The following is a 15930-nucleotide window of genomic DNA, read 5'->3' as shown; positions in this document are numbered from 1 at the left end:
CGCGCTGCGGCTCCTGAGCTCTACCGGTGGTGCCGATGCCCCGAACCCGAGGCGACGGGTTGGGGTCCCGTCGTCGTCGGAACGGGGAGTGCGAAGAACGACTGGATCTCTTCGAGTACGTCCGTGAGACGCTCGACGGCTGACTGCAGGCTGTCGATCGCGCGGAGGGTGGGGTCATCGGGATAGCTCTGCTGGGCCTCGTGGAGTTCCGCGAGGGCCCTACTGAGGTCCTTCCGGATCTCGTACAGCGAGGTGTCCATTTTCTGATGATGGCACGACCTACGCCGGATTGCGCAGGGGTTTTTCCCGGTCATCGCCGCTTGACTTCTTTATGCACGACGATCCTGTCCCGTCTGTTCGGGAGGGCGCGGGCTACGATGAAGGATCTGGCGTCCCGCAGAAGGAGATCCCGTGGCAGCTCAGCAACGACGGTTCAGTCCAGTCATCGCGCTGCTGACGATGTCGAGCATCTGGGAGGCGCAACTCGGCGCGGTTCTGAAGGATCTCGGGCTCACCACGCGCAAGTATGCCCTGCTCGGCCACATCTACGGGATGCCGGGCATTTCGTTCAGCGAACTTGCACGCCGATCGCAGATCACCGTCCAGACCGCGCACACGGCCGTGCGCACTCTCGTGGACGAAGGGTTCGTGCACGACTCGACGGCTCACGCCGGCTCGGCATCCGAGCTGCGGGTCACCGAGAAGGGGGACTGGGCGCTCATGGAGGCCGAGAAGCGACTGCGCGCTCTCGACCGGGACCTGTCAAAGGGTGCGCCAGAACTCTCGCAGGCACTGCGAGGCCTGCACGAGGAGCCCGTCGAGGTACACCCGGCGGGCCGACGCACGGCATGAGGGTGCTTCGCTGGCTCCTCGCGGCTCTCCTCGTGGCAGCGGGAGTGTCGCATCTCACGTGGGGGCGGCGGGGCTATCGCATCGTCGTGCCGGACTGGGCGACCAGGCTCTTGCACACCGACAAGGATGCAATCGTCGTCGGCTCCGGCGCCGTGGAGATCATGCTCGGCGCCGGGCTCGTAGCGCTGCCCCGCGAACGGGTACGCCTCGGCGCCGCGGTCGCGGCATTTTTCGTCGCGGTCTTTCCAGGGAACGTGCACCAGTGGCAGACGGGTCGGTCTGCGCCGCTGCTCGACACCGACACGCGCCGCTTTGTGCGGCTCCTGCTCCAACCGCTGCTGGTGGTGTGGGCGCTCGCCGTCGCCCTCTCACCCGAGCGGTAACGACCCGCGCCGCCTCGGCTGGACACCCGCCTACGACGTTGACTTTCCCGGCGCGGGAGGTTTGGCTGGGCGCATGCGAACAGTACTGAGGTGGATGCTGGCCGGGGCGATGATCTTCGCGGGAGTGACCCGCCTCACGGTGGCCCGCAAGGAGTTCCAGACACAGGTGCCGCCGTGGGCCGCGGAACTCTCGCCGCTGGATGAGGATGCGATCGTGGTGGCATCCGGCGTTGTCGAGATCATGCTCGGCACGGCGCTTGTCGCACTGCCCAAGGAGCGTCGCCGCGTCGGCGCGATCCTCGCGGCGTTCTTCATCGCGATCTTCCCCGGCAACATCTCGCAGTACGTCGAAAAGCGCGACGGCTTCGGGCTCGATACCGATACGAAGCGTCTCGTTCGGCTGTTCTTCCAGCCGGTACTCGTTGCCTGGGCGTGGTGGTCGACGCGCCGCTGACGGCATTCGGTCCGGCGCCCGGACCCCCGGGGGCAATGTCGGACCCCCCTCGTAGTGTCGGGGTATGGACGATTTCGGCGCCACCGAGCCGGGCGAGAACGCTCGTGAGCCGGATGCCGCGTCCTGCGCCCACCAGCACACCGTCGACCCCGACGAGTACCTCGTGTATGAGGGTGATGACTGCTTCGTTCGCGAAGGTGACTTCTGCGACTCCGACGAGGAGCTGGGCTGGGTGCCGGCGCAGCCCGATGCCGTGGCGCTCGTGCTTGAGGTCGCGACGATGGAGGCGGTGTTCGCGGCGCAGCGGCTTGCCCGCATCGACCAGCTGCGTGTCGAGGCGCTCGACGACGTCACGCGATACGGCGGAGGCTCGCGGGAGTTGATCGAGCGCTCGGTGCGGCTCGAGCTGGCCGCAGCCCTCCGGATCACCGAGAACCAGGCCGGAATGCTGATGTACCGTGCCGAGGCACTCGTGCACCGGTACCCGACGGTCTGGAATTCGCTGGCCCGCGCGGGCATGACCGAGCGGCACGCGACGATCATCGTGGATGAGCTTGCGCCCCTCGAACCGGAGGTTGCGGCGCGGCTCGTCGAGAATGCGCGAGACCTCGCAGAGACCCTCGCGGTCGGGCCGTTCAGGCGGGCGCTGCGACGGCTCATCGATCGGGAACTGGCGCCGACACTGTCGGTGCGGCACGAACACGCCGTCCGACGCCGGAGGATCTTCGTCGAGCCCGAGGCCGACGGGATGTCGTGGCTGCATGCACTGGTGCCGACGGTCGAAGCTCACGCGATTCACGGACGAATGACGGCGAAGGGCAAGGCGTTTCTCGCCGCGCATGTCGGCGGCGAAGGCGGCGGCTCTCAGCCCGATGACCGCACGCTCGACGAGATCCGTGCCGACATCCTGTGCGATCTTCTGCTTGACGGTATTGTTCCTGCTCACCCGAAGGATGTGCAGGGCATCCGCCCCACGGTTGTCGTGACGGTTCCCGCGCTCGCTCTGCTCGGTGCCGACGGCGATGGCCCTCAGGACCCCGCGGTCGTGGAGGGTGTTGGTCCTATCCCGATCGAGAAGGCGCGGGAACTTGCGGGAGCCGCGACGTCGTGGATCCGGGTACTGACCCACCCCGAAACCGGCGTCGTTCTGTCGGTCGGCAGAACCCGATACCGACCTCCGCCAGACATGGTGGCGCTGACGAAGTGGCGCGCCGATAGATGCATGGCACCGGGGTGCGGTGTCCCCGCCTCCCGATGTCAGATCGATCACTCGCTCGCCTGGGAACACGGCGGAGAGACCTCGGTCGTGAATACCGCTCCGCTCTGTCAGGGGCACCATACGGTCAAGCACCATGGCGGCTGGCGCGTCATCCAGACCGGAGATGGGTCGCTGCTATGGATTTCTCCGAGCGGTCGTCAGTACATCGTTGCTCCGGAGCGCCGACTTCCCGTCTTCCGGGTGGACTCGGCTGCCGCCTGAGCGGGCTTATTCGCCCGGGTAACGCACGCCGAGCTGCGCGCGCAGTTCGTCGAGCACGTGCATGATGGCTACCGACTCGTCCAGCGCAAGCAGGTCGCTGTCGGTCTTGCCCTCGGCGAGCAGCCGCTCGGCGGCGATCGCCTGGTACTGCATGCCCCGGCCCTGAACCTCGCTGTGATACTCCTCGAGAACCTCGCCGTCGTGCGCGACAACACGGAACGAGGTGGGGGTGTACCAGACGCGATCGATGTCAATGCGTGCGTCAGTGCCCAGAACATGGGCGGTGTTGGGGCCGACCGCGCGTGAGGTCGAGATCGAGGTCGAGACCGCTCCACCGTCGTGCGTGAAGATCGTCGCGACCTCGGCATCCGCGCCCGTGTCGCCGAGGCGCCCGCGCGCGGTCACCGTCTGCGGCTTCCCGAGCACGTCCCACGCGAACGAGACCGGATAGATCCCGAGGTCCAGGAGCGACCCGCCGCCGAGTTCCAGGGCGTTGAGGCGGTGGCTCGGGTCGGACGAGATCCGCTGAGTGTGATCGGCGAACAGCGTGCGGATCTCGCCCAGCGTGCCGGCCGCGATGATCTCGCGGATCCGTACCATGTGCGGCAGATACCGGGTCCACATCGCTTCCATCGCCAGTAGACCCCGAGCGCGAGCGACATCGCGCACACGCTCGGCCTCGGCGCCGGTCAGCGTGAAGGGCTTCTCGATGAGCACATGCTTGCCAGCTTCGAGCGCGAGCACAGCGTTGTCGGCGTGCATCGGATGCGGCGTTGCGATGTAGACGATGTCGACGTCGGGATCGGCGACGAGGTCTTCGTAGGAACCGTGTGCGTGCGGAATGTCGAACTGGTCAGCGAAAGCCTGCGAGGCATCCGGACGCCGAGATCCCACCGCTGAGACGGTCAGTCCGGCAGTTCGCAGGTCGCTCGTGAAGGCGTGTGCGATACCGCCCGTGGCCAGGATTCCCCATCGCAATGCAGTCATGGTTCGAGCGTAGCCCGCCCGCGCAGTGCCGCGAGTAGCCTCGAAGCATGAGCACTCCGTTGGATCGCTTCCGAGAACTCCTGGCTATCCCCACCGTGTCGTACGCCGACGATTCGCGGATGGATGCGTCGGTGTTCGACGAGTTCCACCGTGCGCTGGAGCGCCTCTACCCGAAGACGCATGAGCGCCTCGAGCGTGACGTGATCGCCCGCCACTCGCTGCTGTACCGCTGGCCGGGCACCTCATCCGAGGATCCGCTCGTTCTCATGGCCCACATGGATGTCGTGCCCGTCATCGAGGCGGAGTGGCAGCATCCACCGTTCGGTGCCGAGATCGTGGGCGAGGGTGAGGATGCCGAACTCCACGCCCGTGGCGCCATCGACGACAAAGGGTCGCTCGTTGCCATCTTCGAGGCTGTCGAGATTCTCGTCGCCGAAGGATTCACACCGGCACGCGACATCTACCTGTCGTTCGGTCACAACGAAGAGACGTCGGGAGACGGAGCGCGCGCGATCGTCGCGCACCTGGAAGAGCGCGGCATCCATCCGGCGCTCGTGCTCGATGAGGGCGGCGCCGTCGTCGAGGGCATCATCCCGGGCGTCGCGGTGCCCACGGCGATGATTGGTGTCGCCGAACGGGGGGTCATGACCCTCGTCATGACCGTCCGCGAACAGGGCGGGCACGCATCGACGCCGCCCGCGATGCCCGCCACCGCACGGTTGGCGCGAGCTATCGACCGGCTGCGGCGCAAACCGTTCCCGACGCGGCTCGCACCCCCGGTACGCGCCATGCTCGCAACCCTCTCGCCCCACACTCCCGAACCGCTACGGACCCTGTTCCGGCGCGGTGAGATCACGGGGCCGCTGCTTGCCGGCGCCTTCACGCTCGGCGGGCCGGAGACCAACGCGATGGTGCGCACCACCGCGGTCGTCACCGAACTCAGCGGCGCACCCGGGGAGAACGTCCTGGCCACGTCAGCGAAGGCGTCGGTAAACATCCGCCTGCTCACTGGCGACACCATCGAGAGCGCAACCGCACACGTGCGTCGGGCGGTGGCCGACGAGAAGGTCGAGCTCGAGGTGCGTCACGCCTCCAACCCGTCGCCGGTTTCGCCCTGGCGAGGAGAGCCGTGGCGGCGGATCGCCAGCGCCGTGGTCTCGACTCTCGGCGGCGATATCGTTCCGACGCCCTACGTGCAGCTCGGCGCAAGCGACAGCCGGTGGTTCACGGCAATCAGCGACCACGTCTATCGGTTCACGCCATTCCATCTGACCCGGTCCGAGCGCGACGCGCTGCACTCGCACAACGAGAGAATCCGCGTCGAGGTATGGCTCCGCGGAATCGGCTTCTACCGCGCTCTCATCGAAGCGTCGTAACCCCGCTCCGTTAGGCCAGCGCCTGCGCGAGATCCGCGATGAGATCGGTCTCGTCCTCGAGTCCGATCGAGAGCCGGATCGTCCGAGGCGAGATGCCTGCTTCGCGCAGTTGCTCCGCGGTCAAGTGCAGGTGGGTCATGGATGCCGGGTGGTTCACCATGCTGCGAGCATCGCCGATGTTGGCGACCAGGCGGATGACGTGCAGCGCGTCGATGACCTGCTCGACGCGGCGATCATCGGCATCCGCATCCCCGGTGCCGGCGAGATCGAACGAGAACACCGACGAGGCCCCACGCGGCAAGTAGCGCTGGGTAGTCGCGTGCCACGGGCTGGACGCGAGTCCCGGATGCCACACCTTCTCGACAGCGGGATGCTGCTCGAGAAATCGCGCGACGGCGAGTGCGCTCGCCGAGTGACGCTGCATCCTCAGATCGAGGGTCTCGAGCCCCTGGAGAAGCTGGAACGACGACCACGCCGGCAGGGTCGTTCCGAAATCGTGCACGAACCGGGTCTTGATGTAGATGACCAGGGCAAGCCCCTGCTCCCCGAAACGGTCCCACAGCACCAGGTCGCCGAATCGGGGATACGGCGTCGTGAACTGGGGCCAGCGCCCGGGATCGGCGCCGAAATCGAACGAGCCGATATCGACCACCACGCCGCCGAGCGCCACGCCGTGCCCGCCGATGTACTTCGTGGCGGAATGGATGACGATGTCTGCGCCGTGCTCGCCCGGACGCACCAGGTACGGCGACGCGACGGTGTTGTCGACGACGAGCGGCACCCCCGCGGCGTGGGCGACATCGGCGACGGCACGGATGTCGAGCACGGTCGCCAGCGGATTGGTGATCGTCTCGGCGAAGAAGGCTCGCGTGCTCGGGCGAACCGCATCACGCCAGGCATCCGTGTCGTCCTGATCGACGTAGGTGACCTCGATGCCGAGGCTCCCGAGCGAGTCCGACAGCAGATCAACGGTGCCGCCGTAGAGCTGGCGGGCAGCAACCACGTGGTCGCCAGCCGAGGCCAGCGCAAGAATCGCCGCCGCCGCGGCCGCCTGCCCGGACGACACCGCGACAGCGGCTCGCCCACCCTCGAGGGCAGCGATGCGCTGCTCGAACACCGCCTGGGTGGGGTTCGCGTTGCGGCTGTAGACGTTGCCAAGGCTGCGGAGGGCGAAGACGTCGCGCGCGTGGGCGAGGGAGGGGAACTCGTAGCCGTTGGACTGGTAGATCGGCACGACGGCGGTGTTCTGCGCGACACCGGGCACGTACCCTGCCTGCACCTGGGCGGTCGCGAACGACGCGGTGGGATCGGGCACAGGGGTGGTCACATTTCCATCGTGGCATGCGGCGTCGCCCCCGTCGGAGCTGTGTGTCGCTGTGTGACAGCCAGGCGCACTCAGGCGCCGGCCAACGCCTTCGTCAACCGTTGCAGCGAGACGGGTTCGGCAGTGCCGAGGTTCTGGGCGAACAGGCTCACGCGGTACTCCTCGAGCAGCCAGCGCCCGTGAACGAGCGGCGCGGGGGCGTCGGGGGCCAGGGGAATCGTGCCGCCAGCATCCCGGTAGATTGCCGCCGCGCGCTCATACTCGGTCAAGCGCTGTCGATCACGTCCGGGGTTCTCGGCGAGTGCGGCGGTGCGGGTGATCAGGGCCGCGAGATATCGCGGGTAGTGCGCGAGACGCTCCAGCCCTACCTTCGACACGAAACCGGGATAGATGAGCCCCGACAACTGCCCGCGGACGTCGGTGAGCGCTGCCAGCAGCGTCATGGCATTGAGGTTTCGAAGGCCCCGCTCGACCTCGCGCGCCGCGGTGAGGATGCGGGAGGTCAGCGAAACCGCCGAGAACAGGGCGTCGGTCACCTCGGCCGAGAACGCATCCCGCGCTGTCTCGAACTGGGCGCGGGTGCGGATCGGATCGGCAAAGCGGGCGAGGATTGCGTCTGCCACGGCGACCCGGCAGTCCTCCACGAGGGCGCGCGCCGATGAATACGGGGATGCCGCGAGCGCGAGCTTCTCGGCGGCAGTGAGGTGGTCGAGCACATACGTGGCGGGGGAGGGTACCGCGAGCAGCAGCAGGCGACGAAGACCTGCGCGGGTGGCTCGCTCGGCGGCCTCCGGAGTGGCGTCGATCCGCAGCGCGACGCTCTCCCCCTCGTCGATGAGGGCGGGATAACCGCGCACCACACCGCCGGCAACGCGCGTGTCGACGACGGCGGGAAGCTCGGAGAGCGTCCAGTCGGTGAGCCCAGATACCTCCGTGAACGCGGCGGTATCGGCAGCCGGCTTCGGCGCACGCTGGGTGGGTGCCGGCGGGCGGGAGAGGGAGGATGCCACGGCACCCCGGGCAGCCCCGGCCAACTCCTGCTGCAGGCGGGTGAGGTCGCGCCCGGAGCCGAGCGTGCGTCCTCGCTGATCGACCACCCGGAACGAGATCCCGAGGTGGGGAGGTACGCGCTCGAGGTCGAAATCGTCTGCCGTGACAGGATGGTGGGCCACGCGCTGGATCCGCCCCGCGAGCGCTGCCCGAAGGGTCGTCGGCGGGAGTCCGCCGTGATCCTCCGGTCCCTCGCCGGCGAGATCCGCCGAGAATCGCGCTGCCCAGTCGGCAGCAGGCACGACGTGACGGCGAATGGCCTTGGGCAGTGCCCGGATGAGCGCGGCGATCAGCTCGTCGCGCAGTCCCGGCACCTGCCAGTCGAATCCAGTGTCGCGAAGCCCCGCGAGGAGGGCCACCGGCACCACAGCATTGACCCCATCGTCGGCGGCGCCCGGTTCGAACCGGTAGCTCAGCGAGAGCACCTGATCGCCCTGCGTCCACCGGGAGGGATACTCATCGCTGCGCGCTGCCGCGGCGCCCTCGGCAAGGTCGGATTCGCCCATGTCGAGCAGGCGCGGAGTGCGGTTCGAGGTCTCTCGCCACCACGACTCGAATGAGCGGACGTCGAACACGTCACGCGGAATCCGTGCGTCGTAGAACGCGAAAACCGCCTCATCGCCCGCGAGAATGTCGCGGCGCCGTTCCCTCTCCTCGAGTTTTTCCAGGCGCCGTCGCAGATCCGCGTTGCGCCGGTCGAAGGCTGTCAGGCGCTTATCGAGGTTTGCGGCATCCCATTCGCCCTCGACCAGCGCGTGGCGGATGAAGAGCTCCCGAGCAAGCGGCCGATCAAACCGGGCGAGCTGCACGCGTCGCTTCGGAATGATCTCCACCCCGAACAGGGTGACCTTTTCGTACGCGGATGCCGCGCCCGCCGACCGCGACCAGTGAGGCTCGCCCAGCTGACGGTGGGCGAGGTCGCCGGCGAGCTCCTCGGCCCAGGCTGGCTCGACCGCTGCGACGGTCCGGGCGAACAGGCGCGAGGTCTCGACGAGCTCTGCCGCCATGACGGCATCCGGACTCTTCTTGCGAAGCCCCGACCCCGGGAAGATCGCGAAGCGCGCGCCGCGGGCTCCGCGGTATTCGGCGGTCGGGCGGCGAGGCTTGCCGGAAGCTGCGCCTTTGGCTGCGGACGTCGTTGCTCGGTCATCGCGGATGCCGATCTGCGAGAGCAAACCCGACAGGATCGCGCGATGGACGGCACCCGGGTCGGCGTCGACCCTCGTCTTCGCGCGCCGTGCGCCCATCAGATCCGCGAGTTGCCGGTGCACATCGACCCACTCGCGCACACGCACGTAGTTCAGGAACTCGGCGCGGCACATCCGCCGAAACGCGCTCGAGCCGAGCTCTGACTGCTTCTCCTGCAGGTAGTTCCACAGACCGAGCAGCGAGAGGAAGTCGCTCGTGGGGTCGGTGAACCGTGCGTGGAGGCGATCAGCCTGCTCGCGTTGCTCCTCTGGCCGTTCGCGGACATCCTGAAGAGACAGGCCGGCCACGATCGCCAAGACGCTCGGCAGCACATCCCGCTCGCGCGCTTCGATGAGCATTCGCGCGAACCGTGGATCGATGGGGAGCCGGGCAAGCTCCCGGCCGATCTTCGTGAGTCTGCCTCCCGAGAGCGCGCGGAGTTCGACGAGCAGATCCATGGCAGCCTTCACGCCGCGTGAGTCCGGGGGAGTGAGGAACGGGAAGGCTGCGACATCCCCCATCCCGAGCGCCATCATCTGCAGCACGACGGCGGCGAGATTGGTGCGCAGGACCTCGGGTTCGGTGAACTCGGGGCGAGAGGTGAAGTCGTCCTCGGCGTAGAGCCGGATGGCGATACCCGGCGCCGTGCGCCCCGCGCGGCCCGCGCGCTGCTGCGCGGACGCTTGCGAGATCGCCTCGATCGGCAGTCGCTGGATCTTGGATCGCACCGAGTACCGCGAGATGCGGGCCGTACCGGTGTCGATCACGTACCGGATGCCGGGGACGGTCAAGCTCGTTTCGGCGACGTTCGTCGCGAGGATGACGCGACGGCGCACTCCCGCGCGGGTCGACGGCTCGAACACTCGGTGTTGTTCGGCAGCGCTCAGTCGCCCGTAGAGGGGAAGGACCTCGGTCGGCGCGGCATCGTGCGCATACATGCCGCGGACGGCATCCATCGCGTCTCGGATCTCGGCTTCGCCGGGAAGGAACACCAAGACGTCTCCGCGCTCTTCGCGGTCGAGCTCTCGCAGCGCCGCCACGAGGCCGTCGATGTCATCGTCTGCGTTCTCGTCGTGGGCTCGATAGCGGATCTCGACGGGATAGGTGCGCCCCGACACCTCCACGATCGGGGCAGCTGCCTCGGGATCTTCGGGCCTCGGTGAGAAGTGCCGCGCGAAACTCTCGGGATCGATCGTCGCGGAGGTCACGATGACCTTCAGGTCAGGGCGCTTCGGCAGGATGCGGCGCAGGTACCCCAGCAGGAAGTCGATGTTCAGTGACCGCTCGTGAGCCTCGTCGATGATGATCGTGTCGTAGCGGCGCAGCAGCCGGTCGCGGTGGATCTCATTGAGCAGGATGCCGTCGGTCATCAGCGTGATCCGCGTGTCTTCGCTCACGGCATCCGTGAACCGCACCCGATAGCCGACCGCGCCGCCCAGGGGTACCTGCAGCTCGCTTGCGATGCGCTCGGCGATCGAGCGCGCGGCGATCCGCCGAGGCTGCGTGTGGGCGATACGACCGCGACCGAGCTCGAGGCAGATCTTCGGAAGCTGGGTCGTCTTGCCCGAGCCCGTCGCCCCTGCAACGATGACGACCTGATGGTCTTCGATGGCGCGCGCGATCTCATCCCGGGCGGCGCTGACGGGCAGCTCCGGCGGGTAGAGGATGACGGGTTCTGGCGCGGGCATAGCCTTCGATCGTAACCGCTACGGGAGGCGGTCACGCCGGCCGCGACGCAGGGACCGCAGCGAGAGCGCCGCCCGCATCCGATCGCGCCACGATCCCGCCTCGCCCAGGCGTTCGCGCTCGCGATCGACGAGTCGCCAGAACGCTGCGGCTTCCTCGTCCCGCGGCGAGTCGTCAGCGAAGCTGGCACGGTCGGCGAGCACCGCAAGCGCGCGGGCATCGTCGGCGCCGCCGGCTGCCTCCACGAACTCGCTGCGCGTGCGGGTGGCAGGCAGGGGGCCACCGCTGTCGATCGTCGCGTCGACCCACTCGTCCCAGCCTCCGGAGATGCGCTGGGCAGGCAGCGCGGCGTGTCGCCGGCGGCGGCGCCGCCACGCCTTGACCGCAACGATCCCCGCGAGGGGCCCGAGAAGAATTCCGAGAACGAGCAGGATGCTCCCGGCGATCTGCACCGCCAGCACAAGGCTCGACAGGTCGGACTCGATCTGCTGATCGTCGGACGCGCGGGGGTCCGCGTCCGCCGGGTCGGCCTCGGGGGGCTTGACGACCTCGGCGCGCTCGCTCTCGACGTCGGTGGCGTTCTCCGGGTCCCGTCGTTCCTCGACGACAGCATCCATCGGGATCTCATGCTGGGGAGTGATATCGACCGGAATCCAGGTGCCGGAGACGTCTTGGACCTCGACCCAGGCTGTGATGTTGCGGCCTCGGCAGGTCCCCTCCTCACAGGGTGGGACACCCGCCGCCGAGCCGTCGTCGGCCTGCAGGCGAGCGCCGACCACGATCCGGGAGGGAAACCCGAGCTGGTCGGCGATCATCGCCGCGGCCACGGCGAACTGCTCGTCATCACCGACAGCCGCGACCAGTTCGGCATCCGTCGCATCGGGGAACTGGGTCTGTCTATTGACGAGAGCCGCGAAGAGGGCGTCGATGCGGTCTGTGGAGTGTCCGGCGCGACTGGGCGCGAACGTGTAGTCGCCGAGGTCGGTGACCCAGCCGGTACCGGGAGGCGGCGTCTCGAGCGCGTGGCTGAGATATCCGCGCTGACGCAGGCGGTCGATGAGTTCTGCAAGGCCTGCACCCGCGCCCCCCGCCTCCTGCAGGCGGATCCATTGCGTGAGGCTCGCGGGGACGATGGATTCGTCCAGGGTCGGCGCCGAACGAGGTGGTGTTGCCGCCGACAGGTCCATCGATGCGGGAGCCGCGGCGCGGAGCGTGTAGGTGGTCCCCGCGCCGTAGACGGGGCTGATGTCGATGCCCGATCCTGCCGTAGCGTCATAGAAGAAGCCGTCGGCAAGCGCTGCACGGTCGGCGCCGTCGAAGGCGATAGCCGACACCGTTCCCACTGTCGGTACCCAGAGGCCGGAATACTCCCCGATAACGACGTCCGCGCGCACTCCGTCGCCGCCTCCCCCGAGGCGTGCCGACGGAAGTCGCGTGTAAGCGGTAGCGGGGTCGTTGATCCCGCCTGCCGGGTCGGTAACCCGAGCCAGCTGTCCGTCGTAGAAACCGAGGGTGGCAAGCCGCACCCGGTCGACGCCCGCTGTCGTGATCTCGAAGAGGACCTCGTCCGCGGTGCCTGCGGCGAACATCGCGCGGTACGTCGACAGGGGACTCGGCTCCTGGGCGAGACGGATGAGGGGCTCACTCGCCGAGCGGGGAACCGTCCGAGGATGCAGTGCCGTAAGGATCGGCGTGATGCTGACAGCGGCGATCACGGCGATCACGAGCATGCTGGTGCCGATCGCTGCCCGACCCAGTGCCGCACGGCGGGCCGGACGCTGACGGATGCCACCCCCTTCGCGCAGGGCGAGACGCCGCACCGTCACGGAGCGCCACAGCATCCACAGCAGCACCGTGGTGCAGCTGGCGATGCCGATCAGGGCCTCACGCAGGCCCGGGATCGAGACCTCCGCGAGAATGCCGGACGTCGCGGCTGTTGTCGCACCGAACACGATCGCGAACGCCGCCGGCACCAGCGCGACCGGTGCTGCAAATCCCCACCATCGGGACCTTCTGGCGCCGACGGCCAGCGCGGTACCCGGCGCCGCTACCAGCACGAGAAACGCCGGAGCGAGCGTTGCCTGATACGTTCCGAGCGGGAGTTCCAGGGTGAGCAGGTTGTTGGGACCCGTGACCGGTGCACTGATCACTCCGACCAGGGCAACGGGAATGAGGCTCGGGTCGGTGAGGACCGCGGGAACTGCCAGGGGGATGCCTGCCACGACGAAGACCGCGACGAACGCGATAGCCGTCCGCCACCACACCCACGAGCGCACAAGCGAGATCGAGCCGACGACGATCGAGAGGGCGATCGCTGAGGCTGCCATCACAGTGAACCAGGGATCCTCGTAGATCGGCCACATGCCGATCGCGCCGACGACGGCGGCGAGGACCATGAACGCTGCCGTCCCGAGGACCATTGCCGGTCTCACGACTGTGCCCCGCGCAGCAGGATCTGGCGCAGATCATCCAGAACACCGACGGAGATGACCGTCGCTTCGCCCAGTCGCCGCAGGCGTGGTTCGCCCTCGAGGTCGCAGACCACCGCCGCAACCCCGACATGGGACGGGAACGCCAGTGCTGAGCGCTGCAGACCCGCTGCCGTCATCGTTGAGCCGCACACCAGGAAGGCGAGAGAGACGTCACTGTGAGCCTCGACCGCCAGTGCTGCGACCTCGGACAGCGGGTTGACGGCATCGTGGCTTGTCACGCCGGCGAGGGCGTCCATGAGGATGCGTTCGGTCATCGTCGCCAGCTCACGGATCGAGCGCACTCGACTCCGAGCGAACTCGGGCAGCTCTTCGCCGACGACGACCTGAACATCCCGCCCGTCGCGCACGCCGCGCACCCCGAGGGAAGCGGCGACGCTGACGGCCAGTTCGAACTCATCTTCGTCTCGGTAGCTCGATCGGTCCGTGTCGATCGCGATGACCATCCGAGACCGGCGGGTCTGCTCGTACTGGCGCACCATCAGGGTGCCGGTCTTGGCCGTCGACTTCCAGTGGACATGGCGCTGCGCGTCGCCGGGAACATACTCGCGGATCGCGTGGAAGGAGATGTCCGAATCGACCAGGACAGGCGAGGGGCGACCGTCGAGGTCGCGGATGAAGCCCGCCGACGTCGGTGGAATGGCAGTTGTGCGGGGGTGGATGTAGAGCGTGCGGGTCTGTGACCACGTCGCCTCTCGGCGCAGCAGCCCCAGGGGGTCGCCGCGCACCGAGCTGATCGGTCCGATCGAGACGACTCCGCGGCGAGGCGCAGGGATCTCAACGGCCTCGATGTGGGAGGTCCCCGCACGAAGGAGGGGAACCGCGATGTCGATGATCCCCGTCCCGACCGGAATATCGATGGTTCCGGGCAGCACGACCGGTGACGTGTCGTTGCGCACCGTGATCTGCGCGTGGGCCCTCGAACCCGCGACGACGCGGTCGTGAACGAGAGTGAAGTCCACGGTGTACGGCCGTGCGCGCAACAGGAAGGGCAGCGCCAGCAGCAGCAGAACCGAGGTCAGGGCGCCGGCAGCGATGAGTTCGGCGATCCCGAAGCGGATGCCCAGCCCGAGTCCGACGGTCGCGACAATCAGCGCGAGCCATCCTCCCGGTCGCACGATCCCCCGGATCCACCGCCACGCCCGGACGGCGCGCTCGGTGAGGCGATGCCAGACACTGACCCCGCGCATGGCGATGACGGTGGTGCCGTGTGTCTGTGTCATCCGCGTACGGCTGCTGGCCTGTGTCGCGGTGACCTCCCGGGTGAGCGGCGTGGGAGTGGGTGTCATGGCGCCTCACGCTGCGTCGGGGGAGCGACATCCAAGAGCACCTGGCCGATCACGGCGCGGGCGGTGACGCCGTCGAACTCTGCCTCCGGGTCCAGGACGAGTCGGTGTGCGAGGACGGACTCGGCGAGAGCCTTCACGTCGTCGGGTGTGACGAACCCGCGGCCGTGTGCGATAGCCCAGGTCTTTGAAGCCCGGGTGAGGGCTATCGCCCCCCGAACGCTCACGCCGAGGCGCACCTCGACAGCCGCGCGCGTGGCGTCCACGACCCGCGCGATGTAGTCGAGCACGACGGGGCTGACGTAGACGTCGCGGGCCAGCGCCGACATCCCGCGGATGCCATCGAGAGATACGACCGGTGAGAGTTCGACCCGCTCGGTCGCGGTGCCCTCGAGGATCCGCAGCGTTGCGGCGTGGTCGGGGTATCCCAGCGTCGCCTTGATGAGGAACCGGTCGAGCTGAGCCTCGGGGAGCCGGTAGGTTCCGGCCTGCTCAATGGGGTTCTGAGTGGCCACCACGAGGAAGGGCTGACCCACCGGGCGGGTCACACCGTCGATCGTGACGTGGCCTTCTTCCATCACCTCAAGCAGGGCGGACTGCGTCTTAGGGCTTGCACGGTTGATCTCGTCGGCCAGCACGATGTTCGCGAAGACAGGGCCCCGGTGGAACTCGAACTCGCCGCGCTTCTGGTCGTAGACGGTGATGCCTGTCACATCGCCCGGAAGCAGATCAGGGGTGAACTGAATGCGGGAGCTGACGCCGTCGACGCTCTGACCCATGGCGCGCGCGAGGGACGTCTTTCCCGTTCCCGGGTAGTCCTCCAGAAGCAGGTGCCCCTGCGAGATCATCGCCGTGAAGGCGAGCTCGATGACGTGGCGCTTGCCGAGAACGACGTGTTCGACGTTTTCGACGAGAACGCGGAACGTGTCGTGGAACCGGGTCACCTGGTCGGCTGTGACGGTCATGGGGTCCTCTCGGGGGTGGGGCACACCAGGCCCGTGTGGCTGTAAGCGTCCAGGCCGCCGAGGCGACCCGAGAACGAGACAGTGATTTCCCACGCCGTCTCCGTGTCGTCGGCCGACGGCGTTCCGCTGGTTGTGATGCTGTAGTCGGCGGGCGCTGCATCCACCATGGTCGCCGACGGCTGACCGTCTGCATCGCAGGTGGTGGGGAAGACGACCTGTGTCGTGTACGCGGCGCCGGTCGGTGTGATCGTCGTCGAATTGTCCGAACACACATCGCCGACGCACCACCAGGACTGGATCGTCCCGGGGTCGGTGCCGGTGCGGAACAGGCTCGTGAAGTCCGTCGTTCGGGGCGCGCCGTAGCGCACCTCGTAGCGGGGGTGCTCCAACGACGGTCCAGTCACTCGCGT

Annotated in this window: 13 protein-coding genes; 5 read left to right on the top strand and 8 right to left on the bottom strand. The window is 68.1% G+C overall.

Annotated elements, in window-relative coordinates; translation table 11 throughout:
- Positions 1–20: 20 nt before the first annotated feature.
- Entirely contained in the window at positions 21–260 is a 240-nt protein-coding gene (locus tag BGO47_RS04515) for a hypothetical protein (RefSeq protein ID WP_292708984.1), read from the bottom strand.
- A gap of 151 nt (positions 261–411) precedes the next feature.
- Here BGO47_RS04515 and BGO47_RS04510 point away from each other — a divergent pair, with 151 nt between their 5' ends.
- The 4 genes from BGO47_RS04510 (at position 412) to BGO47_RS04495 (ending at position 3169) form a co-directional block, all read left to right on the top strand.
- Entirely contained in the window at positions 412–852 is a 441-nt protein-coding gene (locus tag BGO47_RS04510; RefSeq protein ID WP_292708982.1) for a MarR family winged helix-turn-helix transcriptional regulator, read from the top strand.
- Positions 849–1235, top strand: coding sequence for a hypothetical protein (locus tag BGO47_RS04505; RefSeq protein WP_292708980.1), 387 nt, complete (start codon positions 849–851; stop codon positions 1233–1235). Before BGO47_RS04510 ends, BGO47_RS04505 begins: the two co-directional genes overlap by 4 nt.
- A 73-nt stretch (positions 1236–1308) precedes the next feature.
- A complete protein-coding gene (locus BGO47_RS04500; RefSeq protein WP_292708978.1) occupies positions 1309–1689 on the top strand; it encodes a hypothetical protein in 381 nt (126 codons plus the stop codon).
- A gap of 64 nt (positions 1690–1753) precedes the next feature.
- Positions 1754–3169, top strand: coding sequence for an HNH endonuclease signature motif containing protein (locus BGO47_RS04495; RefSeq protein WP_292708976.1), 1416 nt, complete (start codon positions 1754–1756; stop codon positions 3167–3169).
- A 6-nt stretch (positions 3170–3175) separates the two neighbouring features.
- Here BGO47_RS04495 and BGO47_RS04490 read toward each other — a convergent pair whose 3' ends face one another.
- Positions 3176–4156 carry a Gfo/Idh/MocA family oxidoreductase gene (locus BGO47_RS04490; protein WP_292708974.1) on the bottom strand — a complete coding sequence of 327 codons (981 nt, stop codon included), beginning with the start codon at positions 4154–4156 and terminating at the stop codon, positions 3176–3178.
- A gap of 47 nt (positions 4157–4203) precedes the next feature.
- Here BGO47_RS04490 and BGO47_RS04485 point away from each other — a divergent pair, with 47 nt between their 5' ends.
- On the top strand, positions 4204–5532 hold the full coding sequence (locus BGO47_RS04485; RefSeq protein ID WP_292708972.1) for a M20/M25/M40 family metallo-hydrolase: 1329 nt from the start codon (positions 4204–4206) through the stop codon (positions 5530–5532).
- Between the two features lie 10 nt (positions 5533–5542).
- Here BGO47_RS04485 and BGO47_RS04480 read toward each other — a convergent pair whose 3' ends face one another.
- From BGO47_RS04480 to BGO47_RS04455, 6 genes are all read right to left on the bottom strand, one after another.
- On the bottom strand, positions 5543–6859 hold the full coding sequence (locus BGO47_RS04480) for an O-acetylhomoserine aminocarboxypropyltransferase/cysteine synthase family protein (RefSeq protein ID WP_292708970.1): 1317 nt from the start codon (positions 6857–6859) through the stop codon (positions 5543–5545).
- A 68-nt stretch (positions 6860–6927) separates the two neighbouring features.
- Positions 6928–10782, bottom strand: a complete 3855-nt coding sequence (gene hrpA, locus BGO47_RS04475; RefSeq protein WP_292708968.1) for an ATP-dependent RNA helicase HrpA — start codon at positions 10780–10782, stop codon at positions 6928–6930.
- 18 nt (positions 10783–10800) lie between these two features.
- Positions 10801–13176, bottom strand: a complete 2376-nt coding sequence (locus BGO47_RS04470) for a transglutaminase-like domain-containing protein (protein ID WP_292708966.1) — start codon at positions 13174–13176, stop codon at positions 10801–10803.
- A 32-nt stretch (positions 13177–13208) separates the two neighbouring features.
- A complete protein-coding gene (locus BGO47_RS04465) occupies positions 13209–14558 on the bottom strand; it encodes a DUF58 domain-containing protein (protein WP_292708964.1) in 1350 nt (449 codons plus the stop codon).
- A complete protein-coding gene (locus BGO47_RS04460; protein ID WP_292708962.1) occupies positions 14555–15520 on the bottom strand; it encodes a MoxR family ATPase in 966 nt (321 codons plus the stop codon). The genes BGO47_RS04465 and BGO47_RS04460 overlap by 4 nt, the downstream gene beginning before the upstream one ends.
- Positions 15517–15930 (bottom strand): hypothetical protein (locus tag BGO47_RS04455; protein ID WP_292708961.1); only part of this gene is annotated, 414 nt, incomplete at its 5' end. The genes BGO47_RS04455 and BGO47_RS04460, both read right to left, overlap by 4 nt.

Origin of the sequence: Microbacterium sp. 67-17 (assembly GCF_001898325.1) — a bacterium.
GTDB lineage: Bacteria > Actinomycetota > Actinomycetes > Actinomycetales > Microbacteriaceae > Microbacterium > Microbacterium schleiferi.
The sequence above is the reverse complement of the archived record's forward strand: the minus strand, read 5'-3'. Positions and strand labels throughout refer to the sequence as shown.